The sequence below is a fragment of the Halorientalis sp. LT38 genome (assembly GCF_037031225.1).
Classification (GTDB): Archaea; Halobacteriota; Halobacteria; order Halobacteriales; family Haloarculaceae; genus Halorientalis; species Halorientalis halophila.
Map to the genome: position 1 here is coordinate 1,516,302 of NZ_JAYEZN010000001.1, position 25,311 is coordinate 1,541,612.

The window sequence follows — 25,311 nt, forward strand, 5'->3', positions numbered from 1 at the left end:
AACGCTGGAAACGCGAAGCGACGCACCGCAAATTCTGGTAGATTTATGATGGTGGCGGGAATCGGTCGGGCCATGCGACTGGAAGACAAGACGGTGTTCATCACCGGTGCCGGGTCGGGCATCGGCCAGGCCGCCTCGCTGCGCTGTGCGGAGGAGGGGGCGTACGTGATCGCCACGGACATCGACGAGGAGAGCGCCGAGGAGACGGCCGAAAAAGTCGAAACACTCGACACCGGCGGGGCCGAGGCCCACCGCGTCGACGTGACCCAGGCCGACGAGTTCCACGCGGCCGTCGAGGCCGTCCACGAGGAGCACGGCCTGGACGTCATGGTCAACAACGCCGGGACGGGCCACCCGCCCGCGGTGATGGAGGACATCAACGAGTCGATGCGCGATTTCGTCATCGACGTGAACCTCAAGGGGGTCTGGAACGGCTGTCACGCCGCGCTCCCGCTCATGAAGGAGCAGGGCTCGGGCGCCATCGTCAACGTCGGCTCGCTGGCCTCCGTCTTCGGCCTGCCGCGCAACGCCGCCTACTCGATGACGAAGGGCGCGGTGCTGAACTTCACCCGCGCCGTCGCCGCCGAGGCCGGTCGCGACGGCGTCCGGGCCAACACGGTCTGTCCCGGCTTCACCGACACGCCGCTGGTCGAGCAGATGCTCGCCACCTCGGACGATCCCGAGGCCGCCCGCGAGCGGATGGAGGACGGCTACCCGCTCGGTCGCCTCGGCGAGCCCGAGGAGATCGCCGACGCCATCCTCTTCCTGGCCTCCGACGAGGCCTCCTGGATCACCGGCGAGGGCCTGATCGTCGACGGCGGCTACCGGGCCTCCGGCGGCGGATAACGCCGTCCCGCGGACCGACGCATCGGCTTCGAAACGATCGGGGGTGAACACGATGTCCGTAACGATAGCAGACGCCGTCTTCGCATCGGGGGTGATCGCGACGCTCGCGCTGCTCGCGTGCGTCGTCGTGAGTATCGTCTGGCCGGAGCGCCGCTACTGGCCGCCAGCCGAACGGAACTGGAAGTACTGGAGCCACTGGACGATCGACGCGGTCTCGAAGCTGAGCCTGCCGGCCCTCGCGTGGCTCGACCGGGGGACCAGCGTGCTCCCGCGGCCGACGTCGCTCGTCCTCGGCGGCCTCCTCACGCTCGTCGGGGTCGCCGTCGCCGTCGCGGTCGAGCGCGACCTCGGGCAAGCGGAGTCGATGGGGCTGGAAGGGACGCTGACGACCGACGGACTCTACCGCTACTCGCGCAACCCGCAGTACGTCGGGCTGATCGCGGCGACCGTCGGCATTCCGCTGCTCGCGAACTCCCGGCTCGCGCTGGGGCTCGGGGCGGTGATCCTCGTCCACTGGCTCGTCCTGCCGCTGGCCGAGGAGCCGTGGCTGGCCGACCGGTACGGCGAGGCTTACGAACGGTACCGCGCCTCTGTCCCCCGCTTCGTCGGGCCGACGACGCTCTCGCGACTCTGGGCGGACGTCATCGGCCAGGACTGACGGAGTGAGTGGTCCGGCTCACGCCCGTTGGCCGTCCGGGTCGAACTCCTCGCCGAAGACGAGGAAGACGCCGGTGCCGACCAGTCCGATCACCGTCGCGACGCCGAAGGCCACCTCTGGCGAGGCGGCGTCGTAGAGGGTGCCGCCGACGAGCGCGCTCGGGACGACGAGGACGTTCCGCAGGAGGTAGTACGCGCCCGTCACCCGGCCGCCCGCGCCCCGTTCTGCGGGGCCGACGATCAGCGCCTTGTGGGCAGGCAAGCCGGCGAACCGGAGTCCGGAGAAGGCAAAGAGGAGGCCGACGATCCAGGGGTCGGCGGGCGCGGAGATCAACAGGATCGGGAAGAGGGCGTACACCGCGAAGCCCAGCGCGACGACCGGCTTCAGGCCGACTCGGTCGGCCAGCCGGGACATGGGGACCATCGAGAGCAGGGCGACGACCATCTCGACGGCCAGGAGGACGCCGAACAGGGCGTCCGGCGAGAGGTAGCCGATCACGGGGAGCGTGGCGTCGACGGCCAGGAACTCCGTGACGACGATGACGAAGAAGACGTAGACCATCCCGTTGGCGAAGCGCACGAGCGTGTCGCCGGCCAGAAGCGGCGGGAGTTCCGGCGGCATCGACCGCAGGTCCTCGCGGATCGCCGAAATGCCTTCGAAGGACTTGCCGAGCGTGTCCTCGCTCGAGTCGTAGAGGCGGTGCTGGGCGACGGTGGCGACGAGTCCGAACGCGGCCGCGACGGCCAGGACGGCCCTGAATCCGAGGTCGAACCCGAAGACGGCGATCAGACTCGCGGCTAGCAGCGGGCCGACGAGGAAGGCCAGTCGGCGGACCGTCTCGGTGCTGGCGAACCCCGTGGCCAGCCGGTCCGGGGGGACGGCCTGCTTGACGACGGCGAAGGTGGCGCCCAGCCCGAAGGACTTCCAGGCCTGGGCGAGAAAGAGGCCGAGGAAGATGCCGACGGGCAGGACGACCGCCGCCGAGTCGGCGACGGGAACGAAAGAGAGATCCAGAGTGACGACGCCGAACAGCGGGGCGGCCAGCCACACCAGGAATCCCACGGTGGACGCGAGTCCGAAGGCGGTGAGCGCGACCCGCGACCCCACTCGGTCGGAGAACGCCCCGCCCGGGTAGGGGTAGACGGCGCTGATGAGGTTCCCCACCGTCCCGTAGAGGCCGATAGCCAGCCCGCCGGCGCCGAGCAGGCTCATGTACCGCGGGACGTACCGGCCGGTCATCTGAAAGCCGAGGCTGAAGGCGAACATCGCCACCGAGAGGACCAGCACGTCCCGTTCGAGCGCGAAGAAGGCCCGGAGCGTCGCGATCGGCCCCGTCCCGTCCTCCGCGACGCGCGAGTCGGCGGTGGAGTCGGCCATGCGCGCGCTTCGTCCGGGTCCGGCATAAATCGGGATCCCGAGCGCTCCCGGGCGAAACAGTGACGTGGAAAATCGACCTGCGGCGTCGGTCGCGGGGAGTCGGCGCTCGCCTCAGTTGCGCCGCCCGAGTACGAGGGCGACCAGCAGCGCGGCCACGAGGGCGGCGACGGGCGTGAAGCCCGGACCGATCCCGCTCGAGGTGGTGGTTTCCTCGGCCTCGGTCGTCGGGGCCTCGGTCGTGTCGTTCCCGTCCGAGCCGGGGGAAACGCCCTCGATGGTGACGCTGCCCTGCCGGTCGTCCGATTCGACCTCGACGACGTGGTCGCCGGGGCTCTCGACGAGGAACGTGAGTTCGCCGTCGCCGTCGGTCTCGCCGACGGACTCTCCGTCGACGGTGACGGTCGCTCCCTCGACGACCTCGCCGTACTCGTTGGTGACGGCGATGCTGGCGTTCTCGTTCACCACGACCTGGCGGTTCGCGGGATCGACGTTGAGGGTCCTCACCCGCTGGATGGAGGTCTCGAGCGTGGTCGAGGTCTCACGGACGCGGAGCGTCTTGGTCACTTCCTCGTAGCCGTCCTTGGTGATCGTCACGTCGTAGTTCGAGTTGACGGGGACGCTCGTCGTCACCTGTCCGCTGCTCAGGGTCTGGAGCGTGTTGCCCAGTCCGGGGATCGAGACCGTCGCGCCCGGGACCGGCTGTGACGGGGACGTGTAATCGTCGCGCACCTCGAACGTCACGGTGACCGCGTCCTCCTCGATGCGCGTCTTGAACGTGTTGTCGCCCGTCACCTCGACGTCCGTCTGGTTTCGCTTGTAGCCCTGTTTGTGCACTCGCAGGGTGTAGTCGCCCTGTTCGATGGTATCGGACTGGAAGATCCCGTCGCCGTTGGTCCGGCCGTCCACGACCGGGTCGCGGTTGCCGTCGTGGAGCATCCGAACGATGGCGTTGCTGACCCGGTTCCCGTCCAGGTCGCGCACCTCGACGGTCGCCGTCCCCTTCTCCGCGACGGTGATCGTCTCGGACCCGGCGCTCGCGTCGTCGACCGCGTAGGGCCGGTTGCGGACGTAGTCGTCGTGCGCGACGTCGATCTCGACGTCGGCGCCGCGGGGCACGTCGATCAGGGCCTGTCCGTTCGACCGCGTCGTCTCCGTCTGGTTCCCGCCGTCCCAGCTCGCCGTCAGCGTCGCCGAGCCGACCGGGTCGCCGTCCCGGTCCTCGACGGTGACGGTGAGCGTGACCAGATCGCTCTGTGTCGCGCCGGCCGCCGGGACGACGACCGAGCACGCGACGAGAGCTGTCATCAGCAGTACCAGTGTACGTCTCATATGCAGACCTCTCGGAAGGCTTCCATTTACGTCTGTCGGCTGGTGTCAAATCCGTGGCACGGCCCGCCGTTCCGGGCCGCGCCAGCGCCCGAGCCTCCCCGTCGAGGGCGCCCCACGCCGGCGGTTTATCGGAGCGGACCGCCGCTGCTTCCGGGGGAGTCCCCGGTCAGGTCGCCGACGACCTGTTCGACCTCGGACGGGTCGATCGTCGGGACGGGTCCGTAGACCGTCCGCGACAGCGCGGCGGCGGCGACCCCGTGCGAGAGCGCGGCGCCGATCGCGTCGCCGGCCAGTCGCCGACCCAGGAACGCGCCGACGAAAGCGTCGTGCTGGCCCGTCACGTCCACGGCGTCGGTCGCGACCGCGTCCTGTTCGTGGATGGTCGCGTCGTGCCAGACCAGTGCGCCGTGTTCGCCGCGGGTCATCACGACCGTCTCGAAGTCGCCCTCGTTGGCCAGCTGGTGGGCGATCTCGGCCGGCTTGCCGGTCTGTTTCAGCACGCGCTGGGCCTCGTCGACGTTCGTCACGAACACGTCGACCGCCGGGAACAGTCCCGAGACGGTCTCCCTCGCCTCCTCGGCCGACCACTGTCCGGGGCGGTAGTCCAGGCCCAGGACGGACGTGCCGCTCGTCGCGCGAAGGACCGCCTCGGTCGTCTCGACCACGGTGTCCGAGAGCGCGAGCGTCTCGCCGCTGGCGAAGACCGCTTCGGCGTTCTGGACGGTGTCCATCGGCAGCCCGCCCGGCTCGGCCGTCCCGATGGCCGTCCCGTCGCGATCGTCGACGGTGACACTCTCTCGTGGCTCGACCCCGTGCTCGTAGAAGGTCAGTCCCTGCCGGCTCTCGTCGGCGTCGGCCCACGTCACCTCGGTCGAGAGACCGTGGCCGCGCAGTTCCGAGACGGCGCGCCGCCCCAGCGGCGTGTCAGCGAGTTTCGAAACCCAGGTCGCGTCGGTGCCGAGCCGGCTCGCCGTCACCGCGACGTTGCTCGCCGCACCGGTCGTCCAGACGTCGAACCGCTCCGTCGTCTCCAGGCGCGCCGTTTGCGGCGGCGACAGCCTGAGTACCGCCTCCCCGAACGTCACCAGCTGTGTCATGTATCGAACGTGAACGCCGAGGGGTATAATTCGTGTGGTACGTTCTCATGCCGATATCCGGCGACGGGCCGCCGAGCCGGCCGAGCGCCCTCGCCGGTTACTCCCGGCCGCCGTGGCCGGGATAGTCCCGCTCGAAACGGTCCTCGATCTCCCCGTGGTCGAAGGCGATGACGACCGGGCGACCGTGCGGACAGGCCCAGGGGTTCTCGCAGTCGTCGAGGGCGTCGAGCAGCGACACGACCGACCCCTCCGTCAGCGACGTGTTGCCGGTGATCGAGGGGTAGCAGGCCAGGTCGGCCAGCAGGCCGTCGGCCGCCGCGTCGACGGTCTCGGCCGCCGCGGCCTCCCCCGTGACGAACGCCGAGAGGACCTCCCGGATCAGTTCCGGGCCGGCCGTCTGCGCCACCAGCTCCGGAACGGTCCGCACCTCCACGCTCCTGTCTGTTACTCGCTCTGCCCGGAACCCTAGCCGCGCCAGCGCGTCAGTGTACTCCTCGAAGAGTTCGGCCTCGCGGGCCGTCAGCGACAGTTCGACGGGGTCGGCCAGCGCCTGGCTCGTCGCCCCGTCGGCGAAGCGCTCGCGCAGGCGCTCGTAGTTGACCCGCTCGTCGGCCGCGTGCTGGTCGATCAGGACGAGCCCGTCGTCGGTCTCGGCGACGAGGTAGGTCTCGCGGTACTGTCCGAGCACCCGCATGGCCGGCAGGCGGTCGAACGTCTCGCGCTCGCCGGTGGCCGGCGCGTCGTCGCCCAGCCGGGCCTGCTCGGTCCCCGGCCGGAACCGACCCCCGCGGTCGTGGGGGTCCGACGTGTCCGAGGCGGGGCGATCCGTACCGATGCCGGTACCGGAGCCAGCAGGGCGGTCGGCCGACTCGACGCCACCGTCGCTCCCGGTCGGGATTCCATCGACATCGGACGCAGAGCCAGCGGTCCCTGCCGTGCCGGCTCCGTCCGACTCGTCCGCCGGATCGGCGTCCCGCACGTCGTCCGGGCCGATCGGCGATCGTTCCCGGGTCGGTGGCTGGGCCGGCGGTTCGCCGCCGCTGTCGGCACCGGCGGCGGTTCCGTCGCCGTCGCCCTCGGGCTCCCCTGCCGGATCGCCGGCCCGTTCGGGACTGATCTCGGTCTGGTCGGGCGCCGACCGTCCACGGGGGGCCGACGAGCGGAGCAGGCCCTCTCTGAGGAGTGCTTCCTCGACGGCGGCCTCGACCTGCTCGGCGACGCCCTCGGCGTCCGCGAAGCGCACCTCCATCTTCCGGGGGTGGACGTTCACGTCCACCGTGTCGGCCGGCAGCGAGAGGTCGAGGACGGCGAAGGGGTAGCGGTCGGGCGCCAGCTGGTTGCCGTAGGCCGAGACCACGGCGTCCCGGACGGTCGACGAGCGGACGTACCGGCCGTTGACGTAGGTCGCGACGTACTCCCGGCTGGCCCGGTTGGTTTCGGGGTGGCTCACCAGCCCCTCGACCGCGTCGAGGGGGCCGTCGGGGAGCGAGTCGGTTTCGCCGTCTCCCACGGCGTCCCCAGCGGCGTCCGCGTCGGCCGCCACGTCGACCATGCCCTGGGCCACTTCGCGGCCGTAGACGGCCATGACGGCGCTCCGGAGGTTCCCGTCGCCGGTCGTCGCGAACGTCTCCCGACCGTCGTGTTCGAGCGAGACGGCCACGTCCGGTTCGGCCAGCGCGTAACTCGTGACGACCGTGTTGACGTGGGCGAACTCCGTCCCGTCCTGCTTGAGGTACTTCCGGCGCGCCGGGACGTTGTAGAACAGGTCCTCGATCTCGATGGTCGTCCCCTCGGGACAGCCCGTCGGTTCGACGGTCGTCACTTCGCCGCCCTCGACTCGGAGTTTGGTCCCCTGCGCAGCGCCACGCGGGCGCGTCTCGATCGTGAGTCGCGAGACCGCGCCGATGGCGTGCAGGGCTTCGCCGCGGAAGCCGAGGGTCGCGACGCCCGCTTCGAGGTCCGCGATGTCGCGGATCTTCGAGGTCGTGTGTTCCTCGACGGCTTTCCGCACCTCGCCCTCGGTCATGCCGATCCCGTCGTCGCTGACGCGGATGCCGTCCTTGCCCCCCGACTCGACGGACACGGCGATCCGGTTCGCGTCGGCGTCGAGACTGTTCTCGACGAGTTCCTTCACCACGGAGGCCGGGCGCTCGACGACCTCGCCGGCCGCGATACGCTCGACGGTCTTCCCGTCGAGTTCCCGGATCGACCCGTCCTCGCTCATTGCTCTCGACTGATCGTCTCAACCACTTGAGTATGCCGGCAGCGAGCCCGACCGAGCAGCGCGAGGGAGGGCTCGAGGCGCGGGGCCGATCGCGTTCAGACGTCCCGCAGCGCCGCGCCGGCGACGACGCCGACGACGCCGGCGCCCGCGAGCGCGCCCAGGCCGGGGACGTACGACCCGGTCAGGTCGTAGAGCGTCCCAACCAATACCGGCCCGAGGAAGCCACCGATCTCGCCGACCGCGAACACCAGCCCGATGGCGACGCCGGTCAGTTCGGGACCGATCCCCTCCAGATCCGGCGGGATCGCGCGGATCAGTGGCGACAGCCCGCCGACGCCGAGGCCGGCCATCACGATGCCCAGCGCGGCGATCGCGGTCGCCCCGCCCGCGATGACACCGCCGACCCCGACGGCGCCGAGGGCACCACAGCCGACCAGCGCCGCCCGCCGCGCGTCGACGCGGTCGGCGAGCACCGGGATCGAGAGGACGCCGAGGACCTTCGCGCCGACCAACAGCGTCGTGGTCTGGCCCGCCCGATCCGCCGACAGCCCGCGCGATTCGAGGACCGTCGGGAGCCACCCCTGCATCCCGTGGACCAGCGCGAGGTAGACCACGCCCAGCACCACCATCAGCCGGAGGTCCCGGTGAGCGAACACCCGGCGCAGATCCCCGGCGACCGACGTAGACCCCCGTTCTGCGTCCGCGTCTGCGGTGGGTTCGCGCCGGCTCCCGGCGAGGGGAACCAGCCGAACGATCGCCAGCCAGACGACGGCGTAGCCGACCGCCGCGAGCCCGCTGTAGAGAAAGAGGGGGCGCCACCCACCGAGAGCCGGGCCGATCACCGGTCGGCCGACGCCGAAGGCGCCGGCCGTCCCGACGGCCGCGCCGACCATGTACAGCGAGGAGGGCAGCCCCGTCTCCGCGGGCGGGAAGAGCACGGAGACGAGTTTGGGGAGGCCGAACGTGATCGCGGTCGCGCCGACGCCGAGCGCGAGCGTCGCTGCGAGCAGGCCCGGGAAGCCAGCGGCGACCGAGCGGGCGATCTGCGATAGGCCGACCACGCCGAGTCCGATCGCGAGGCTGCGGGTCGGTCCGATCCGGTCGACCGCCAGCCCCGAGAACAGGGCGATCGGGATGTAGGTGAACGGAACCGCCCCGGCGAGGAGGCCGGCCTGGGTCCCGGTGAGACCGGCGTCGGCGATGATCGTCGAGAGGTACGCCGGCAGGCTGAACCACGCGAACGTGAGGCAGGTGTAACACAGCGAGCCGGCGACGACCAGGCCGTAGCGTCGCATCGAGACCGACCGTGCGCTCATTCGACGGATGCTGGAGTCGCCGATACAAAGGGCCGTCTATTCGTCGGCGGCGAGTCGGGGCGACCGCCAAGCCCACCGCGTCCGTTCGCCACCGCCCCCGCCGCTTAAGCCCCCGCCGCCTGCAGCGTGAGTATGCGACTCGAGGGCAAGACGGCGTTTATCACTGGCGCGGGATCGGGCCTCGGCCGGGCCGCCGCCGAGCGGTTCGCGAAAGAGGGCGCGACCATCGTCGCGGCCGACGTGGACGCCGAGGGCCTCGCGGGGACGGTCGAACGCGTCGAGGCACAGAGCGGCGAGATCGCGACGCACGAACTAGACGTGCGGGACGGCGAGGCCTTCCGGGCGGGAGTCGACGCCGCGGCCGAGGAGTTCGGCCTCGATATCCTGCTGAACAACGCGGGCGTCAGCCACCACCGGATGGACTTCGAATCGGTGAGCGACGACGAGCGGGACCGCGTCATCGACGTGAACGTAAAGGGCGTCTGGAACGGCTGTCAGGCCGTCCTCCCCCACTTCGAGGAACAGGGATCGGGCGCCATCGTAAACACGGCGTCGCTCGCGGGCGTCATCGGCGCGCCGCAGCTATCGGCCTACTCGCTCTCGAAGGGCGCCGTGGTCAACTTCACCCGAACGCTGGCCGCAGAGGCCGGCCCCGACGGCGTCCGCGTCAACGCCGTCTGTCCCGGCGTCACCGACACGCCGATGCCCAGGGAGGGCCAGACCGACGAGGAGTGGGCCAAGCGCAAAGAAGAGATGTCCCGGCACTATCCGCTCAAGCGACTGGGCGAACCGGAGGACGTCGTCAACGCGATGCTGTTTCTGGCCTCGGACGAGGCCGACTGGATCACCGGCCAGGCGCTGGTGATCGACGGCGGCTTCTCCTGTACCTGACGGGCGGAGGCCACCGACCCCACCGATAGAATCTTCCCGCTCGCGGCCGCCCATCCGTCGATGCACGAACCAGACTTCGGCGTGGCGGGCGAGACCGCCATCGTCACCGGTGCGAGTCAGGGAATCGGGCGCTCCATCGCGGAGACGCTCGCGGCCAGCGGCGCGAACGTGGGCATCTGCTCGCGGGAGATGGACCGGGTCGGCCCGGTCGCCGAGGCGATCAACGAGAGCGAGGCCGAGGGCGAGGCCCTTGCCGTCGAGTGCAACGTCCGCGAGCGCGAGCAGATGGAGGCGTTCGTCGAGGAGGTCGTCGACGAGTTCGGCGGCCTCGATATCATGGTCAACAACGCCGGCGGGGAGTTCGTGGCGGCCTTCGAGGACATCTCGGCGAACGGCTTCGACGCCATCCTCGATCTGAACGTGATGGGAACGGTCCACGGGATGCAGGTGGCCGGCGACGTCATGCGCGAGCAGGGCGGTGGCCGGATCGTCAACATGGCGAGCGTCAACGGCCAGCACCCAGCGCCGGGCGAGAGCCACTACGGGACCGCGAAGGCGGGGATCATCCGGCTGACCGAGACCGTCGCGACCGAGTGGGCCGAGGACGGCATACGGGTCAACTGCGTCGCGCCGGGCCTGATCCAGACGCCGGGCGTGGCCGAGACGCTGGGCATCGACAGCGAGGACATGCCCCCGCGCGAGCAGGTCGACCGTCGGATCGGCCACGGCGAGGACATCGCGGACGTGGTCCAGTTCCTCGTCTCCCCGGCCGCGGCGTTCATGACCGGCGAGACGGTGACGGTCAAGGGCGTCCCCCGACCCGGGAACTCGATGGAGCACGACCTCGGACTGCAGTGACGGGCGGGGGACTCACTCCCCGGGCGTCACGATCGGGTCGCCCAGGCGAACGCCCATCGGTTCCGGGCCGGGGATCTCCCGGCCCTCGGCGTAGGCCACGTACAGGGCGCTGTTGACGATCCCGACGTGGCTGAACGCCTGCGGGTGGTTCCCGAGGTAGTGACCGCCCGCGACGTCGAGTTCCTCGGCGACGAGATCGAGGGGGGCGACGTACTCGAGCAGCGCCTCGAACCGCTCGCGGGCCTCGGCGACCCGACCCGAGAGCGCCAGGACGTCGATCAGCCAGCACGAACAGAGGACGAACGCCCCCTCGGTGCCGGGTAATCCGTCCTCTCCGTCGTAGCGCCGGACGAGCACGTCGTCCTCGACCAGCCGGGACTCGATCGTCTCGACGGTGCCCCGGATCCGGTCGTCGCCGAACGGGAGGAAGCCGACCATCGGGAGCAGGAGGGCTGTCGCGTCCAGCGTCTCGGACCCGTAGGACTGGACGAACGCGTCCAGGTCCGTGTCGTAGCCCTTCTCGAGGACGGCCGCCCTGATTCGCTCGCGGGCCTCGCGCCAGGTCTCGACTGGCGCGTCGAGGTCCCCCGCGTCGGCGATGGCGAGGGCCCGGTCCAGGGCGACCCAGCACAGCACCTTCGAGTAGACGAAGTGCTCCGGCCCGCTGCGGACCTCCCAGATCCCGGCGTCCGGTTCGTCCCACACCGAGACGACGTGGTCGACGATGCCCCGGAGCACCGCCCAGTCGTCGGGGGTGATCTCCCGGCCGAAGGAGTGCATGTCGTCGGCCGCGAGCAAGAGCTCCCCGTAGATGTCGAGCTGGGTCTGTTCGGCGGCGCCGTTGCCGATCCGGACGGGGCTGGACTGGCGGTAGCCAGCCAGGTGATCGAGTTCCCGCTCCTCGAGATCGTCGTCGCCGTGGAGGCCGTAGAGCGGCCGGATCTCGCCCGGTCGATCCGCGTGACAGAGGTCCAGGAACCAGTCGAAGTAGTCGACCGCCTCGGCGACGTGGCCGAGGTTCATCAGCGCCTGAATCGTGAACCCGGCGTCGCGCAGCCAGTTGTAGCGGTAGTCCCAGTTCCGTACCCCACCGACGTCTTCGGGAAGGGAGGTGGTCGGCGCGGCGGCGATGGCCCCCGACTCGGCGTGGGTGAGGAGTTTCAGGACCAGGCCAGACCGGACGACGAGGTCGTGCCAGGGGCCGTCGAAGGCGCAGTCGCCTCCCACGCCGTCGCAGTCGTGGACCCAGTCCTTCCAGAAGGCGATCGTGTCGGCGAGCGCCGCCTCGGGGTCGGTCGCCGCGTCCTCCGCCCCCGTACAGCGCAGCATGAACCAGACGGTATCGCCCGCGTCGAGCGAGAGGGTGCCGGTCGCCCGGCCGTCCTGTATTCGGAGGTCGACGGGGCTCTCGAGGAGCGTCTGCTCGTCCCCGCCGGCGGCGTGGACGCCCTCGTCGGTCGCGGTCATCGTCGTCGCCCCGCGCCCGTAGTCGAACTGCGGGTCGTACTCGACGGCGAGGTCGACGGTCCCGTCCGAGCAGGCGACCTTCCTGTAGAGGACCTTCTTGGGGTGATCGACGCGGCCGGCCGGCGGGAGGAAGTCCGTCACCGTCGCGGTCCCCGCGTCCGTCTCGAAGGCCGTCTCGAGGACGTTGGTCCGCCCGACGTAGGACTGGCGTCCGTCGGCGGAGGCAGCGGGGGCGATCCGGAAGCGGCCCCCGCGCTCGGCGTCCAGAATCGCGCCGAGGATGCTCGGCGACTCGAGATGGGGGAAGGGAAACCAGTCGATCGAGCCGTCGGGGGCGACCAGCGCGCACGTCTCGAGGTTGCCGATCACGCCGTAGTCCTCGATCGGGGTGTAGCCGGCGTCAGCCACCGGGCTCACCTCCCGTACCTGGGGTTTGGTCCGAGGGGGTCACGGCGGCGGTCGGCCGGGGTGGGGGCGACGTTGGGTGCACGACTAGACCGTCGGGACGACGGCGGAAAAATCGCCGGCCCGGAGCCACCCACAGGCCAAAGACGCTGGACGTGGTACGGTGACCCTCCTATGCCCGAGTTCGACCTCATCGTCCTCGGCGGCGGGACGGGCAACCTGGTAGCGTCGGCGGCCGCCGAAGACGGCCTCGACGTCGCGCTCGTCGAACGCGACCGACTCGGCGGAACCTGCCTCAACCGCGGGTGCAACCCCTCGAAACAGCTCATCCACCGCGCGAACGTCGCGGAGACGGTCCGGACGGCCGGGTCGGTCGGCGTCGAGGCCACACTCGAATCCATCGACTTCGAGCGGATCGTCGACGACGTGCGCGAGGAGATCGACGCCGACGCCGAGGCGAAGGCCGCGGCCGCCCGCGAGCACGACCGCGTCACATTCTACCAGGGCGAGGGCCGGTTCGTCGACGAGCGGACAGTCGTGGTCGGAGACGAGGACGGCGAGACGGAGCGACTCACCGCCGAGACGGTCGTCCTGGCCGGAGGGTCAAGGCCGGTGGTCCCGGACGCCATCGCCGGGACCGAGGAGACCGCGTTCCTGACCAGCGACGAGGCCCTCTGGCTCTCCGAGCGACCGGATCGGCTCGTGATCGTCGGCGGCGGGTACGTCGCGGTCGAACTGGCGCACTTCTTCGGGGAGATGGGCGCCGACGTGACCATCGTCGGTCACGGCGCGGTCCTCCTCGATCGCGAGGACGCCGACGTGGCCGAGCGGCTCACCGAGGCCTACCGGGAGCGACACGACCTCCGTCTGGGCTACACCGTGACCGAGATCGCCGGGGACGGGACGGACAAGCGGGTCACCGCCGAGGACGCGGACGGCGCGGAGATCGAGGTCACTGGCGACCGCATCCTGTTGGCGACGGGACGCCGGCCCAACACCGAGAGCTGGAACGTCTCCGCCGCCGGCATCGAGACTGACGAGGAGGGGTTCGTCGAGACCGACGAGTACCTCCGGACCTCCGCCGAGGGCGTCTACGCCATCGGCGACATCGCGGGCAACTACATGTTCAAACACTCGGGGGACAAGGAGGCGGAGTACGCCGTCGAGAACGCCGTCAGAGGGCGCGGGGAACCGGTCGAGTACCCCGGAATGGCCCACGCCGTGTTCGGCTCGCCGGAGGTGGCCGGCCTCGGGGCGACCGAGGACGACCTCGACGGCGACTACGAGATCGGGAGGTGTCGGTACGACGAGACCGCGCTCGGGTCGGCACTGGACGACCACGGCGGGTTCGCGAAGGCACTCGTCGCCCCAGACGGGGCGGTGCTGGGCTGTCACGTCGTCGGCCCGGAGGCGTCGACGATGATCCACGAGGTGAGTACGGCGGTCGCCGCGGGCGCGGACGCGTCGACGATCGCCGAGACGATCCACGTCCACCCCGCGATCTCCGAGGTCGTCCAGGGGGCGTTCCGCGACGTCCGGGACGTCGCTCCCACTGGGTTCTGAGCCTCGCCGTGGGTCCCGTGTCGGGAAGCCGAGGGAACCAACCGTTACCTGCCTCGCGGCCCAGCGTTCAGGGGATGACCCGGATCGCACTCACCGGTGCCGGGGGGAACGTCGGTCGGGAGTTGCTCGACGCGTTCGACGGCGACGACGAGGTGCGCGCGTTCACCCACTCAGCGCACGACGACATCGACAGCGAACGCCTGGACGTCACCGACCCCGACGACGTGGCCGCGAAACTCGACGCCGTGGACGTGGTGATCCACCTCGCCGGCGCGTCCTCGCCAGGCGCCGACTGGGAGACGGTCACGGAGACGAACCTCCACGGGACCAAACACGTCTGCGACGCGGCCGTCGAGAACGGGATCGACCGGGTGGTCTTCGCCTCCTCGAACCACGCCGTCGGCACGTACAACGCGGTGGACGAGGACCCCGAACGGATGACGACCGGCTACGCCCAGACGGTCGACGCCGAGGCGCCGACGCGGCCGGACTCCTACTACGGCGTGAGCAAAGCCGCCTGCGAGGGGCTGACGACGTTCTACGCCGACGTGCAGGACCTCGAAGTCGTCAACCTCCGCATCGGCTGGTACATGAGCGAGGACGATCTGGAGACGGAGGCCCGGGCGGCCGACGATCAGGGGAAGCGACGGTTCGTGCGGGCGCTCTGGCTCAGCCCCCGGGACTGCCGCGACGTCCACCGGCAGGCGGCGACGGCCGACCTCCCCGAGAACCCGATCACCGTGAACGCGGTCTCGCGCAACACCGACCGGTTCCACTCCATCACCGAGACGATGCGGCTGCTGGGGTACCGGCCGCGGGACGACGCTGCGGACGTGCTCGACGACTGACCCGCTCGTCGCGCTGGCGACCCGGCGAAGCGGGCTAGAGCTAAACCGTTTCCCGTCGTCGTGTGGCCCACGATGTTCGATCGGATCCTCGTCCCCACCGACCGCAGCGACCCGGCCCGGCGGGCGCTCGAACACGCGGCCGACCTCGCCAACCGGTACGAGGCGACCGTCTACGTACTCCACGTCGTCGACGCGCGGGAACTCGACGACGACCAGGAGGTCGACGACCGCAAACGGGCGTCCCGCGCGGAGACCGACGATTCCCTCGAAGGCATCGAGTTCGAAGAGGTCCCGAAGACGGCGATCCGGGCCGGCGTCCCCAGCGAGGAGATCCTGGCGTTCGCCGACGAGTCCGGGAGCGACGTGATCGTGATGGGGACCCACGGGCGGACGGGACTGCGCCGGTACCTGCTCGGCAGCGTCGCCGAGAAGGTCGTCCGGCTGTCGGACGTGCCGGTCCTCACTGTCCACCCGACCGACGACGACGTCGGGTCGATCCCCTACGAGCGGATCCTCGTGCCCACCGACGGGAGCGAGGGGTCCGAAGCGGCGATCGCGGCCGCCACGGACCTCGCGACGCACTACGGGGCGACGCTGCACGGGCTGTCGGTCGTCGACACGACCGTGATGGCGCCCGAGATCCAGTTCGATCGGATCGCCGACGAGCTCCATGTCCGCGCCAGCGACGCGGTCGAGCGCGTCGCGACCGCGGCCGCCGAGTCCGGCGTCGAGGGCACGGAGACCGCCGTCATGGAGGGACGCCCCTACGATGCCATCCGGACCTACGCCGACGAGAACGAGATCGACCTCGTCGTCATGGGGACCCACGGTCGGAGCGGTATCGACCGCTACCTGCTCGGCAGCGTCGCCGAGAAGGTCGTCCGAACGTCCACCGTCCCGGTCCTGACCGTCCGGATGTCCGGCGAGTGAGCGCCGAGTCGGTACTCGTTCCCCCCATTTATCAATCTCACAGGATTGTAACGTATCAGGTACGTCGCGTACCGACTTCCCGGCCGCCGTTCGAGTAGGGTAGCGTCTGTCACGACCCGAGTTACGTCGAATAGGGACGTCAGAGCGCATTTCTCCGGCACACATCGCGTCCGTCGGGCTCGTTCGACCCTCGATCACAGTTCCGGCGTGAACCGATCGGAGAGAGTACTCTCAACCGCAATTTGGGGCGAGTTATCGGCTGTTGCACCGATCACGGGATCCAGAAACCGAGTGGACGGCGGCAAACGGGGTTCGAACGACAGGAAGTCGGTAGTTTTCCGATTCGGTGCTCGATATGAAACGATGAGGTGGGTGGTCGGGTGGGTCGGGTGGGTCCGGTGAGTGGGGTGGGTCGGCCCGCTCAGGACATCGAGACGGCTTCGTAGTCCAGGTGCTGGGCGACCTCCGGGTGGATGGCCGCCAGCAGGACGTCGGTCCGGTCGGCGAAGTACTCGACGAGGCGCTCGGTCCGCGTCGCGTCGAAGACGCCGAGGGAGTCCAAGAGCAGGATAGGGGCGACCTCGTCCACGTCGTAGACCAGGTAGCCGGCGAGGCCGAGGACGATGCCGATCACCTCGCGTTCGCTCTCTGCGAGGTGGTCGATCGCGTCCTCGCGGACGACGCCGTCGACCTCGCGGGCGATGACGACCTCGAAGTCGCCGTCGAGGCGGACGCGCTCGATCCGGTCGAACCCGAGCGCGTCGATCAACTCGTCCATCGTCTCGTTGAACACCGTCCGCAGCTCCGCCTCCCGGTTCTCGATCCGTTCCGTGAGCGCCTGAATATCCTCGGTCAGTTGCTCGATCTCGTTTGCCTTCCGCTCGCGCTCCTCGCGGTCGGCTTCGAGGTCGTCGATCGCGTCGCCGAGCCGCTCAACCTCCCGGCGGAGCGTCTGGAGCTCCAGCCGGACCTCCTCGATGTCGGTCGCCACGTCCGAGCGCGACTCGGCGCGCTCGCTCTCCTGGTCGGCGATCTCCCGCTCGACGCGTTCGAGTTCCGCTTCGACGCGCTCGTACTCCTCGCGTTTCTGTTCGAGGGAGTCCCGACGCTGCTGGAGCCGCCCCTCGACGTCGTTCAGCTCGGCTTCGAGGTCCCGGACGCGACGCTTCGCGTCTTCGGCCGCCTCGATGTCGCGTTCCAGTTCCGAGAGCTGCGGTTCGCGCTCGCGTTTGCGCTCCTTGTCCGCGGCGATCAGCTCCTGGAGTTCCTCGACGGTGTCTTCGAAGTCACCCCGGGGCGCCGCGTTGCCGCAGGCCCAGCAGGAGAGTTCGTCGTCCATCAGCCCCGGGTCGTAGCCCAGGCTGCCGGCGAACTCCGAGTCGAGCAGTTCGCGGTTGGCCGACAGCACCGACTGCAAGACGTCGATCCGGTCCGTGATCTCCGCGAGTTCCGCCCGGACCGACTCGCGCTCGCTTTTGAGGCGCTCGACGTCGACCGCCTCGACCGCCGACTCCGCGTCGGCCAGCTCCTCGGCGACGGTCGCCCGCCGCTCGGCCAGTCGCTCGATGGTCGACTCCAGTTCCTCGATCCCGTCGCCGTAGGTCCCCCGCTCGGCCCGCAGGTCGGTCCGCTCCTCCCGGAGCTCGTCGAGCCGCTCGTCGCCGGTCTCGGTCTCCTCCTGCTGGGCGTACAGGTCGTCGAGTTCGGCCTCGAGAGTCTCGATCCGCTCGCGGACGTCCGCGCGCTCGGCGGTTTGTTCCTCGAGGCGCTCGTCGACGTTCGCGAGCGCTTCGATCTCGCTTCGCAGTTCGCGCTTGCGCTCGAGTTTCCGTGCGCGCTCGGCTTCCAGCGCCTCGACGTCGATCGGTTCCTTCAGCAGCGACTCGACGTCCTCGCCGCGTTCGACGGCGCCACGAAGTGGGTTCGAGCCGAGCAGACACGCGAACCGACGCACCAGCAGGGCGTCCTCGGGATCGGTCACCCAGCCGTCGCCCTCGATCTCGTAGCCCGCGCCGTTGCGCCGCGCCTCGCGGCTGACCGTCCGGTCGCCGACTTCGAGGCGGACGCCGGCCCGATCCGCGCCGCTTCGCATCGGTAACTCGTCGATCCCGAGTGCGAACTGGACGCTCCGGAGCAGCGAGGTCTTGTTCGAGGCGTTGCGGCCGACGATCAGCGTCGTCCCGTCGTCGAAGTCGTACTCCTCGGACTCGATCCCGCCGACGTTCTCGACCGCCAGCCGGACGTCACTCATCGGTCGAGGAGTGCCACGCGCCGGGGTCGCTCCCGGCCGATCGCGGCCGGATCCCTCGCTCTCGCGATACTATCGGTCCACTCATTGACAGTCCGTTCGACGGAGACGGAGATATATGCGTTGGTTCACTCGACTGTTGCCACCGTCTGGGGGATCGGCATTCGGACACAGCGAGGACGAGGAAATCGAGGGCGGGAACGGCGGAGAGAGAAACGGCGGGGGCGAGGCGTCGGGCTAGTCGCGCTGGCCGGCCGAGAGGTAATCGTCGACGTTCGTGTGGCGGCTCGTCTCCGTGGAGTGGTCGACCGACTCGACGATTTCGAGTTCGGTGACCGCGGTCACGAGTTCGTCGACGCGGGAGTTCGTGGCTGCGGACGCGACCGCGTAAACGTCGTAGGTGCCGACGCCCCGGGTGACGAGCCAGAACGGCATCTCGGAGATCTCCTCGAGCGCGGTGGCCTTCGCGTCGGGATCGTCGGTCACCCTGATCGCCAGCCGGACGATCTCCCACTCGTGTTCGTCGGGCTCGAGCAGGAAGAAGATCGACGTCCGATCGAGCAGTTTGGAGACGCGGTGTCGCACCCCCTCGCTGGACATCTCGTGGCCCTCCGCCGCCAGTTGCTCGGCGATGTCCGAGTACGGCGTCCGGGGGCCGTTCGCGAGGGCTTTCAGGATGATCCGATCGACCTCGTCGGCGTCCGGTTGGAGTGACATACCCTGACAAGCGGGACCGTGCCCCATCGACCTTTCGGTCACGGGCGCAACGTCGCCGTCGCGGAGGCGGCGGGGGGTTTCCGTCCCCACAACAGTCATTACCGGATGCGGCAAAATCGAGGCAATGGCTGTCTCGACGATGTCGGAAGCGATGCGGACGGTCGGCGACGGGGACGTGGTGTACGTCGGCGGCTTCGGGTTCGCCCAGCCGTTCGCCGCCGTCCACGAACTGATTCGACGGGAGCCGGCGGATCTGCACGTGATCCGCTCCTCCGGCGGCGTGTTGCTCGATCAACTGATCGGCGCCGGCTGCGTCTCGGCGGCTACCATCGCCCACTGCTGGAACGCGGTCGGCCCGGCCCCGACGAGCGCGTTCCGCCGAGCGGCCGAGGACGGCGTCCCCAGACCCATCGAGATCGAAGAACACGGGCTCGGCAACCTCGTCCTGCGCCTGTTCGCCGGCGCTCGCCGCCTCCCCTTCGTCCCCGCCGGCCCGGTCGAGGGGACCGGCCAGTTCGAGCACCAGACCTTCGAGGGCAAATTCACCGAAGTTTCCTTCGACGGCGACACCCACTACGTGATGGAGCCGCTGACCCCGGACGTCGGCGTGCTCCACGTCCCGCGAGCGGACGAGCGGGGCAACGCCCAGCTGACGGGCGCCCGCGCCGAGATCAAACACGGCGCGATGGCGTCGGAGACGCTCGTCGTCACGGCGGAAGAGATCGTACCCTCCGAGGAGATCCAGGACACGCCCGACCAGACGATCCTCCCGGGGTTCATGGTCGACCACGTGGTCGAATCGCCCGGCGGCGCCCACCCGTCGGGCGTCCACGGGCGCTATCCGCGCGACATCGACTACCTCGAACACTACGGCGAGGTGACCGACTCACGGGAGGGCTTCGAGGCCTACCTCGACGACTGGGTGTACGGCGTCGGCGACCGCGAGGAGTACCTCGCCGCCGTTCGCGACAGCGGGTTCGCGGAGGTGGCCCCGTGAGCGACGCCGCACCGACCCGCCGGGAGCAGTTGCTGTTCACGGCGGCCCAGGAGTTCGAGGACGAGCGGACGGTCTTCACCGGCTTTCACTGGCCGGTCGTCGCCGCGCGAGTGGCGCGCAAACTCCACGCACCCGACCTGACCTCCGTCTTCGAGGCCGGCATCGTCTACCGCGGCACCTCCGAGACGCTGCCGACCAGCACGACCGAGATCAACGCCTTCGACGGCAACACGGACATGTACGGCAACTCGCTGGACACGCTGCACACCTTCCTCAAGTCCGGCCAGCTCGACCGGGCGGCCATCGACGTCTCGAACGTCGACCGCTTCGGCAACGTCAACACGACAGTGGTTGGGGAGTACGACGACCCGGCGGTTCGGCTGCCGGGCCCGGGCGGCGCGAACGACATCGCGACCCACACCGAGGACCTGACGCTGATCTGTGGCTCGGCCGACCCCGAGCGATACCAGGACCGGGTGTCCTACGTCTCCAGCCCCGGCCACATCGACGGCGACGGCTCGCGGGAGGCCGCCGGCTTCGAGCCCGGAACTGGGCCGTCGAAACTCGTCACGCCGCTGGGGACCTTCCGGTTCGACGAGACGGGACGCGCCCGCCTCGCCAGACTCGCCCCGGGTGCGAGCGTCGACGACGTCCGCGAGATGACCGGCTGGGAGATCGAGGGCGGCGACTACGACACCGCCCCGGAGCCGGATGCGGACCAGCTGGCCGTCGTCCGCGAGGTCCTCGCGGAGGCCGCGGACCGCAACTACGCGGCGATCCGCCCCTGACCGTCCCGTCCCCGGCGTGCCGTCCGTTCCGGAGCCGGGAGTGCTTTAATCCTCCCGGCCCAACCGTTCGTGTGAGCCAATGGCACATGTAACGCGCAGGGAGCTCTCTCTCCCGCGATACCGGATACCGACGGGCGCCATCCGCGACCAGTGGGGCGGCGGTGCCAGCGGAGTACAGGAAAAAACAGTGCAGGCGAAAGACGACGATCCGACGACGCTCGCGACGCGGGCTGGGCTGGCCGCGCTGGACGGGCGGACCGACGTCGACGCCGTCTTCTTCGCCACGACCACCGCGGCCTACGAGTACGGGTCGGTGACGCCCTTCCTCGCGGAGTCGCTCGGCCTCGACGACGACACCTACGTCCAGGCGTTCGGCGAGTCCTCGCGGGCGGGCACCGCCGCACTCCGGGCCGCCCACGACGCCGTGGCCGGCGGACGGGAAGCGGTCCTGGTCCTGGCCGCAGAGGCACCCTCGCCGCGCCCGCGAAGCGACCGCGAGACGGTCGCAGGCGCCGGCGCGTCGGCGGTCCTCGTGGAAGCCGACGGTGACGGCCTCGAACGCGTCGCGACCGGTTCCTGTGCCCGCCCGCTCCTCGACGAGTGGGAGGCGCCGGGCGGCGAGACGCGACAGACGGCGGACGACCGCTTCGCCCGCGACAAGGGCTACGTCGAGACGACCGAGCAGGCCGTCGACCGCGCGCTCGACGCCGCCGGATGGGCCGCCGACGACCTCGGCGCGCTCGTCCTGCCCCACCCGAACGGCAAGTTCGCCGGCCGACTCGCCGGTGCCGTCGGCGTCGGCGAGGGCGTCCTGGCGACGCCGGCCTTCGGCCGGGAGTACGGAGACCTCGGTGCGGCGAGCACCGCGGGCTCGCTGGCACTGGCCGACCTCGCAGCGGGGGACCGCCTCGTCGTCGCCGGCTACGGCGCCGGGACCGCCGACGCGCTGGCCTACGAGGTCTCGGAACCGCCGGCGGCCGCCTCGGTCGACGGCGAGACGGTCGAACTCGACTACGTCGATTACCTCGAACACGCAGATCAACTGGAGTGACAACAGATGCACACGACAATGCGGCAGTTCCGCGACAGGGCGACCAAGTACGGCCTGGAGCGGGCCGAGTGTACAGACTGCGGCCGGATGAACGACCCCAGCGCCGAGCTGTGTTACCACTGCGGCGGCGACGCCTTCGAGGACGTGACCCTCTCGCGACGCGGCGAGGTCAAGACCTACGTCGTCCAGCACATCCTCCCGGAGACCTTCGACACGCCGCTGCCCATCGCCATCGTCGAGACGCCGGAGGGCGGGAAGGTGCTCGGGATGTTCACCGAGGTCGACGACCCCCACGCGATCGAGATGGGCGAGCAGGTGACGATCGAGTTGAAGCGGTTCGACCGCCAGGACGGGCAGGTGCTCTACGAGCCCAAGTTCCGCCGCGAGGGAGGTGAGACCGCGTGAGCCGCGACGTCGCCGTCGTCGGCGCGGGGATGATCCCCTTCGGCGAGCGCTTCGAGATGGGCTACTACGACATGATGGGGCGGGCCTACGCCAACGCCAAGGACGACGTCGCCCACGGGATCGACAACGACGACGTCGACGCCGCGTGGCTCGGCACCGCCTACGGGACGCTCTCGAACGACGCCGAGATCGTCTCCGGCGCGCGCCTGAGCGAGGCGACCGGCCTCCAGGGCGTGCCGATCACGCGCGTCGAGAACGCCTGCGCCACCGGCAGCGACGCGGTGCGCAACGCCGCCGCAGCGGTCCAGGCCGGCCAGGCCGACGTCGCCGTCGTCGTCGGGGGCGAGAAGATGCGGGACAAGCCCACCGACGAGTTCATGAAGACGGTGACGAACCGGCCGACGACCCGCGGGATGACCGCGCCGGCCTTCTTCGCCATGTACGCCCAGCGGCACATGCAGGAGTACGGCACCACCCGCGAGCAGATGGCCGAGGTGGCCGTCAAGAACCACCACAACGGGACCCTCTGTGAGTACTCGCACTTCGACTTCGAGGTCGACGCCGAGTCCGTCCTGGAGGCGCCCTACGTTTCCTACCCCTTCGGCCTCTACGACTGCTCGCCCCAGACCGACGGCGCGGCGTGTCTCGTCCTCGCGAGCGAGGACGTCGCCGACTCCTACGCCGACGAACCCGTCTGGATCCGCGGGACCGGCAACAGCACAGTCCCATACGACATGACCAAGCGCGACGACTACCTGGAGGCCGACCCGACCGTCGCGGCCGCCAGCCAGGCCTACGAGATGGCCGACCTCGGCCCCGACGACGTGGACGTCGTCGAGCAGCACGACTGTTTCACCTTCACCGAGTTGCTCAACATGGAGGATCTCGGCTTCTGCGAGAAGGGCGAGGGCGGCCCGTTCGTCGCGAGCGGCGCGACCCGTCTCGACGGCGAACTGCCCGTCAACCCCTCCGGCGGCCTGAAGGCCAAGGGCCACCCGATCGGCGCGACCGGCGTCGCCCAGATCTGCGAACTCGTCTGGCAACTGCGCGGCGAGTGCGGCGAGCGCCAGGTCGACGACCCGGACGTCGGCCTCCAGCACAACCTCGCCGGCTCGCTGGCCGTGAGCAACGTCACCGTCGTCTCGACCGAGCAGCACTGACGCCGTCTCCCCCTTTTTTCCGAGTGCCGGGACACCCCGGTGTTGCGGCGGTGCGCAGACTGAAGTGCCGCGCGTCCGTCCTCTCGACAGAGATGTACGAGGACGTACGCTACGAGACCGACGAGGGCACCGCGACCATCACCATCGACCGCCCGGACGTGCTCAACGCCTTCCGGGAGCAGACGATCCTGGAGCTCAACGCCGCGATCCGGGACGCTCGCGAGGACGACGGCGTCTACGCCATCGTCCTGACCGGGGCCGAGGGGAGCTTCTGCGCCGGCGCCGATACGACGGACATGCCCGCCTGGGACGAACAGGCCAAAGAGGACTACGCCGGCTACCTCTGGGGCGTCCAGAACGTCGTCCGACAGCTCCGCGCGTCGTCGAAACCCTCCATCGCCGCCGTCGACGGCCCCGCGGTCGGCGCCGGCTGTGACTTCGGGCTGGCCTGCGACATGCGCGTCGTCGGCCCGGACGCCTTCTTCCGCGAGGGGTTCGTCCGCGTCGGCCTGATCCCCGGCGACGGCGGCGCGTGGCTGCTCCCCCGCCTGATCGGCGAGAGCGCCGCCAAGCAGTACCTCCTGACCGGCCGCGACATCGAACCCGAGGACGCCGTCGACCTCGGCCTCGCCGTCGAGGAGGCCGAGGACCCCCTCGAGGCCGCCCACGACCTGGCCGACGAACTCCTGGGCCTGCCCGCGACCGCCGTCCAGCGGACGAACGACCTGGTCGACTCCGAGCAGGGCTTCGAGGACTACTGCGAGCGAGCCATCGAGTACCAGTGGGACTGCGTCAACGACCCCGAACACCACGAGGCCGTCGCCGCCTTCAACGAGAAACGCGAGCCGTCATACGATCGGGACTACAGCTAGGAAGAAGAGGACGAAACGGTCGGCCGCTCAGACCAGGTCCGGAATCCCGTTCTTCTTGAGTTCCGCGGCGATCTGGTTCTTCTGGATCTCGTCGGTGCCAGCGGCCAGTCGGCGGCCACGGGCGCGGCGGTAGAGGTTCTCCAGCGGGTGGCCCTGCTGGTAGCCGTTCGCGCCGAAGATCTGGAGCGACTCGCTGGTGACCTCCTCGACGGTCTCGGAGGCGAGGAGTTTGGCGAGCGAGGCGTCCAGCCGGTCGGGGATGCGACCCTGCTGTTCGGCGTTGACGGCCGCCCGGTAGGTCAGCGCCCGCGCGGACTCCAGTTGCTTTGCCATGTCGGCGAGTTTCCACTCGATCCCCTGGAAGTCCCCGATGGGCTGGTCGAACTGCTCGCGCTGCTGGGCGTAATCGAGGGCCTTGTCCAGCGCACACCGGCTCCAGGCGTTCGCGACCGTCGCGCTCCCGAGTCGTTCCCAGTTGAGCGCCTTCAACTGCTGTTTGAACCCTTCCTTCCCACGGGTGACGACGTTCGCCTCGGGGACGGTCACGTCCTCCATCCGGAAGTGGGTCTGCTCGTGACCGGCCATGTTCGTGTAGTGCTGTTCGATCTCGACGCCGTCCCAGTCGAACTCGACGAGGACCGAGCCCAGGCCCTCGGGGAACTGCGTCCAGACGAGCGCGGCGCTCGCGGCCTTGACGTGGCTGACCCAGATCTTCTCGCCGTTGAGGATCAGATCGCCGTCGTCTTCGGTGACCTCGGTGCGCATCGACCCGACGTCCGACCCGGATTCGGGCTCGGAGATGGCGATACAGATGGCGTCCTCGCCGGCAGTCACAGGGGGAAGGTACTGCTCTTTGGCCTCGTCGGTTCCGAACATCTCGATGGCGCGGGGCGCGACCATCTGCTGGTTGTAGAGGAACTCGGCGGTGTCGGGGCAGACCCGACCGACCGCCTCGATGCTGAGCATGGCGTCGAGTTCGCCCATCCCGCCGCCGCCGTACTCCTCGGCGATGTTGATCCCGAGGAAGCCGCGATCGGCGAGCAGTTCGACGTTGGGCCAGGGCGCTTCGTGCCACGAGAACGCGTCCGCGGCGAACTCGGCCTCGGCCAGATCGGCGAGCGACGACACCAGCATCTCCTGTTCCGCAGAGAGCGAGAGCATACCCCAGATTGGGGGAACTGGACCGTAAACCTTCCCCGGCCGGAAAGCCGGCGGGCGATCACCGGGTGATCGCGTGGTCCGAACGACCGATCTCCGGTCGGCA

Annotated in this window: 22 protein-coding genes; 13 read left to right on the forward strand and 9 right to left on the reverse strand. The window is 69.9% G+C overall.

What is annotated here, in order from left to right; all coding sequences use genetic code 11:
- The first annotated feature begins 72 nt into the window (after positions 1–72).
- Together U5918_RS07795 and U5918_RS07800 are read left to right on the forward strand one after the other, a co-directional pair.
- A complete protein-coding gene (locus U5918_RS07795; RefSeq protein WP_336000685.1) occupies positions 73–846 on the forward strand; it encodes an SDR family NAD(P)-dependent oxidoreductase in 774 nt (257 codons plus the stop codon).
- Positions 847–898: 52 nt separating this feature from the next.
- Positions 899–1,504, forward strand: coding sequence for a methyltransferase family protein (locus U5918_RS07800; RefSeq protein ID WP_336000686.1), 606 nt, complete (start codon positions 899–901; stop codon positions 1,502–1,504).
- Positions 1,505–1,522: 18 nt separating this feature from the next.
- Here U5918_RS07800 and U5918_RS07805 read toward each other — a convergent pair whose 3' ends face one another.
- The 5 genes from U5918_RS07805 to U5918_RS07825 all read right to left on the reverse strand — a co-directional run bounded on the left by U5918_RS07805 (position 1,523) and on the right by U5918_RS07825 (position 8,847).
- Positions 1,523–2,881: an MFS transporter gene (locus U5918_RS07805; protein ID WP_336000687.1), complete on the reverse strand. Its 1,359-nt coding sequence runs from the start codon at positions 2,879–2,881 to the stop codon at positions 1,523–1,525.
- Positions 2,882–2,992: 111 nt separating this feature from the next.
- Positions 2,993–4,186: a carboxypeptidase-like regulatory domain-containing protein gene (locus tag U5918_RS07810; RefSeq protein ID WP_336000688.1), complete on the reverse strand. Its 1,194-nt coding sequence runs from the start codon at positions 4,184–4,186 to the stop codon at positions 2,993–2,995.
- 149 nt (positions 4,187–4,335) lie between these two features.
- Positions 4,336–5,307: a sugar kinase gene (locus tag U5918_RS07815; protein WP_336000689.1), complete on the reverse strand. Its 972-nt coding sequence runs from the start codon at positions 5,305–5,307 to the stop codon at positions 4,336–4,338.
- A 97-nt stretch (positions 5,308–5,404) separates the two neighbouring features.
- Positions 5,405–7,531, reverse strand: a complete 2,127-nt coding sequence (gene mutL / locus U5918_RS07820) for a DNA mismatch repair endonuclease MutL (protein WP_336000690.1) — start codon at positions 7,529–7,531, stop codon at positions 5,405–5,407.
- 95 nt (positions 7,532–7,626) lie between these two features.
- A complete protein-coding gene (locus tag U5918_RS07825; RefSeq protein ID WP_336000691.1) occupies positions 7,627–8,847 on the reverse strand; it encodes an MFS transporter in 1,221 nt (406 codons plus the stop codon).
- A gap of 132 nt (positions 8,848–8,979) precedes the next feature.
- Between U5918_RS07825 and U5918_RS07830 the strand changes: the two genes are divergently transcribed.
- Entirely contained in the window at positions 8,980–9,738 is a 759-nt protein-coding gene (locus U5918_RS07830; protein ID WP_336000692.1) for an SDR family NAD(P)-dependent oxidoreductase, read from the forward strand.
- Positions 9,739–9,798: 60 nt separating this feature from the next.
- Positions 9,799–10,596 carry an SDR family NAD(P)-dependent oxidoreductase gene (locus U5918_RS07835; RefSeq protein ID WP_336000693.1) on the forward strand — a complete coding sequence of 266 codons (798 nt, stop codon included), beginning with the start codon at positions 9,799–9,801 and terminating at the stop codon, positions 10,594–10,596.
- 12 nt (positions 10,597–10,608) lie between these two features.
- Here the strand turns inward: U5918_RS07835 and U5918_RS07840 are convergent, their stop codons facing one another.
- Positions 10,609–12,480, reverse strand: coding sequence for a glycoside hydrolase family 15 protein (locus tag U5918_RS07840; RefSeq protein WP_418771196.1), 1,872 nt, complete (start codon positions 12,478–12,480; stop codon positions 10,609–10,611).
- Positions 12,481–12,642: 162 nt separating this feature from the next.
- On the opposite strand from U5918_RS07840, the gene U5918_RS07845 reads away from it, so the two are divergent.
- From U5918_RS07845 to U5918_RS07855, 3 genes are all read left to right on the forward strand, one after another.
- On the forward strand, positions 12,643–14,031 hold the full coding sequence (locus tag U5918_RS07845) for a dihydrolipoyl dehydrogenase family protein (protein ID WP_336000696.1): 1,389 nt from the start codon (positions 12,643–12,645) through the stop codon (positions 14,029–14,031).
- A 74-nt stretch (positions 14,032–14,105) separates the two neighbouring features.
- Complete coding sequence (locus tag U5918_RS07850; RefSeq protein ID WP_336000698.1) at positions 14,106–14,879, forward strand: NAD-dependent epimerase/dehydratase family protein; 774 nt, start codon at positions 14,106–14,108, stop codon at positions 14,877–14,879.
- 72 nt (positions 14,880–14,951) lie between these two features.
- Entirely contained in the window at positions 14,952–15,809 is an 858-nt protein-coding gene (locus U5918_RS07855) for a universal stress protein (RefSeq protein WP_336000700.1), read from the forward strand.
- A 421-nt stretch (positions 15,810–16,230) separates the two neighbouring features.
- Here the strand turns inward: U5918_RS07855 and U5918_RS07860 are convergent, their stop codons facing one another.
- Entirely contained in the window at positions 16,231–18,060 is a 1,830-nt protein-coding gene (locus U5918_RS07860; RefSeq protein WP_336000702.1) for an archaea-specific SMC-related protein, read from the reverse strand.
- Between the two features lie 234 nt (positions 18,061–18,294).
- Complete coding sequence (locus U5918_RS07865) at positions 18,295–18,774, reverse strand: Lrp/AsnC family transcriptional regulator (protein WP_336000703.1); 480 nt, start codon at positions 18,772–18,774, stop codon at positions 18,295–18,297.
- A 124-nt stretch (positions 18,775–18,898) separates the two neighbouring features.
- On the opposite strand from U5918_RS07865, the gene U5918_RS07870 reads away from it, so the two are divergent.
- From U5918_RS07870 to U5918_RS07895, 6 genes are all read left to right on the forward strand, one after another.
- Positions 18,899–19,771, forward strand: coding sequence for a CoA transferase subunit A (locus U5918_RS07870; protein WP_336000704.1), 873 nt, complete (start codon positions 18,899–18,901; stop codon positions 19,769–19,771).
- Positions 19,768–20,559 (forward strand): CoA-transferase, encoded by a 792-nt coding sequence (locus U5918_RS07875; protein WP_336000706.1) that lies wholly within the window; start codon positions 19,768–19,770, stop codon positions 20,557–20,559. The genes U5918_RS07870 and U5918_RS07875 overlap by 4 nt, the downstream gene beginning before the upstream one ends.
- A gap of 79 nt (positions 20,560–20,638) precedes the next feature.
- The gene (locus tag U5918_RS07880) at positions 20,639–21,610 is read left to right on the forward strand and encodes a hypothetical protein (protein WP_336000708.1); all 972 of its coding nucleotides are present in this window, start codon (positions 20,639–20,641) and stop codon (positions 21,608–21,610) included.
- A gap of 6 nt (positions 21,611–21,616) precedes the next feature.
- Entirely contained in the window at positions 21,617–22,015 is a 399-nt protein-coding gene (locus tag U5918_RS07885; protein ID WP_336000709.1) for a Zn-ribbon domain-containing OB-fold protein, read from the forward strand.
- Complete coding sequence (locus U5918_RS07890) at positions 22,012–23,175, forward strand: thiolase family protein (protein WP_336000710.1); 1,164 nt, start codon at positions 22,012–22,014, stop codon at positions 23,173–23,175. Before U5918_RS07885 ends, U5918_RS07890 begins: the two co-directional genes overlap by 4 nt.
- 92 nt (positions 23,176–23,267) lie before the next feature.
- The gene (locus tag U5918_RS07895; protein ID WP_336000711.1) at positions 23,268–24,047 is read left to right on the forward strand and encodes an enoyl-CoA hydratase/isomerase family protein; all 780 of its coding nucleotides are present in this window, start codon (positions 23,268–23,270) and stop codon (positions 24,045–24,047) included.
- 27 nt (positions 24,048–24,074) lie between these two features.
- On the opposite strand, the gene U5918_RS07900 is transcribed toward U5918_RS07895, so the two are convergent.
- A complete protein-coding gene (locus U5918_RS07900) occupies positions 24,075–25,208 on the reverse strand; it encodes an acyl-CoA dehydrogenase family protein (RefSeq protein WP_336000713.1) in 1,134 nt (377 codons plus the stop codon).
- Positions 25,209–25,311: the final 103 nt, after the last annotated feature.

Coding starts and splice junctions, on each gene's coding strand:
- U5918_RS07845 (WP_336000696.1), top strand. CDS start 12,643: ATGCCCGAGTTCGACCTCATCGTCCTCGGCGGCGGGACGGGCAACCTG.
- U5918_RS07815 (WP_336000689.1), bottom strand. CDS start 5,307: ATGACACAGCTGGTGACGTTCGGGGAGGCGGTACTCAGGCTGTCGCCG.
- U5918_RS07810 (WP_336000688.1), bottom strand. CDS start 4,186: ATGACAGCTCTCGTCGCGTGCTCGGTCGTCGTCCCGGCGGCCGGCGCG.
- mutL (WP_336000690.1), bottom strand. CDS start 7,531: ATGAGCGAGGACGGGTCGATCCGGGAACTCGACGGGAAGACCGTCGAG.
- U5918_RS07830 (WP_336000692.1), top strand. CDS start 8,980: ATGCGACTCGAGGGCAAGACGGCGTTTATCACTGGCGCGGGATCGGGC.
- U5918_RS07885 (WP_336000709.1), top strand. CDS start 21,617: ATGCACACGACAATGCGGCAGTTCCGCGACAGGGCGACCAAGTACGGC.
- U5918_RS07825 (WP_336000691.1), bottom strand. CDS start 8,847: ATGAGCGCACGGTCGGTCTCGATGCGACGCTACGGCCTGGTCGTCGCC.
- U5918_RS07865 (WP_336000703.1), bottom strand. CDS start 18,774: ATGTCACTCCAACCGGACGCCGACGAGGTCGATCGGATCATCCTGAAA.
- U5918_RS07900 (WP_336000713.1), bottom strand. CDS start 25,208: ATGCTCTCGCTCTCTGCGGAACAGGAGATGCTGGTGTCGTCGCTCGCC.
- U5918_RS07850 (WP_336000698.1), top strand. CDS start 14,106: ATGACCCGGATCGCACTCACCGGTGCCGGGGGGAACGTCGGTCGGGAG.
- U5918_RS07800 (WP_336000686.1), top strand. CDS start 899: ATGTCCGTAACGATAGCAGACGCCGTCTTCGCATCGGGGGTGATCGCG.
- U5918_RS07860 (WP_336000702.1), bottom strand. CDS start 18,060: ATGAGTGACGTCCGGCTGGCGGTCGAGAACGTCGGCGGGATCGAGTCC.
- U5918_RS07795 (WP_336000685.1), top strand. CDS start 73: ATGCGACTGGAAGACAAGACGGTGTTCATCACCGGTGCCGGGTCGGGC.
- U5918_RS07805 (WP_336000687.1), bottom strand. CDS start 2,881: ATGGCCGACTCCACCGCCGACTCGCGCGTCGCGGAGGACGGGACGGGG.
- U5918_RS07880 (WP_336000708.1), top strand. CDS start 20,639: ATGGCACATGTAACGCGCAGGGAGCTCTCTCTCCCGCGATACCGGATA.
- U5918_RS07855 (WP_336000700.1), top strand. CDS start 14,952: ATGTTCGATCGGATCCTCGTCCCCACCGACCGCAGCGACCCGGCCCGG.
- U5918_RS07870 (WP_336000704.1), top strand. CDS start 18,899: ATGGCTGTCTCGACGATGTCGGAAGCGATGCGGACGGTCGGCGACGGG.
- U5918_RS07895 (WP_336000711.1), top strand. CDS start 23,268: ATGTACGAGGACGTACGCTACGAGACCGACGAGGGCACCGCGACCATC.
- U5918_RS07835 (WP_336000693.1), top strand. CDS start 9,799: ATGCACGAACCAGACTTCGGCGTGGCGGGCGAGACCGCCATCGTCACC.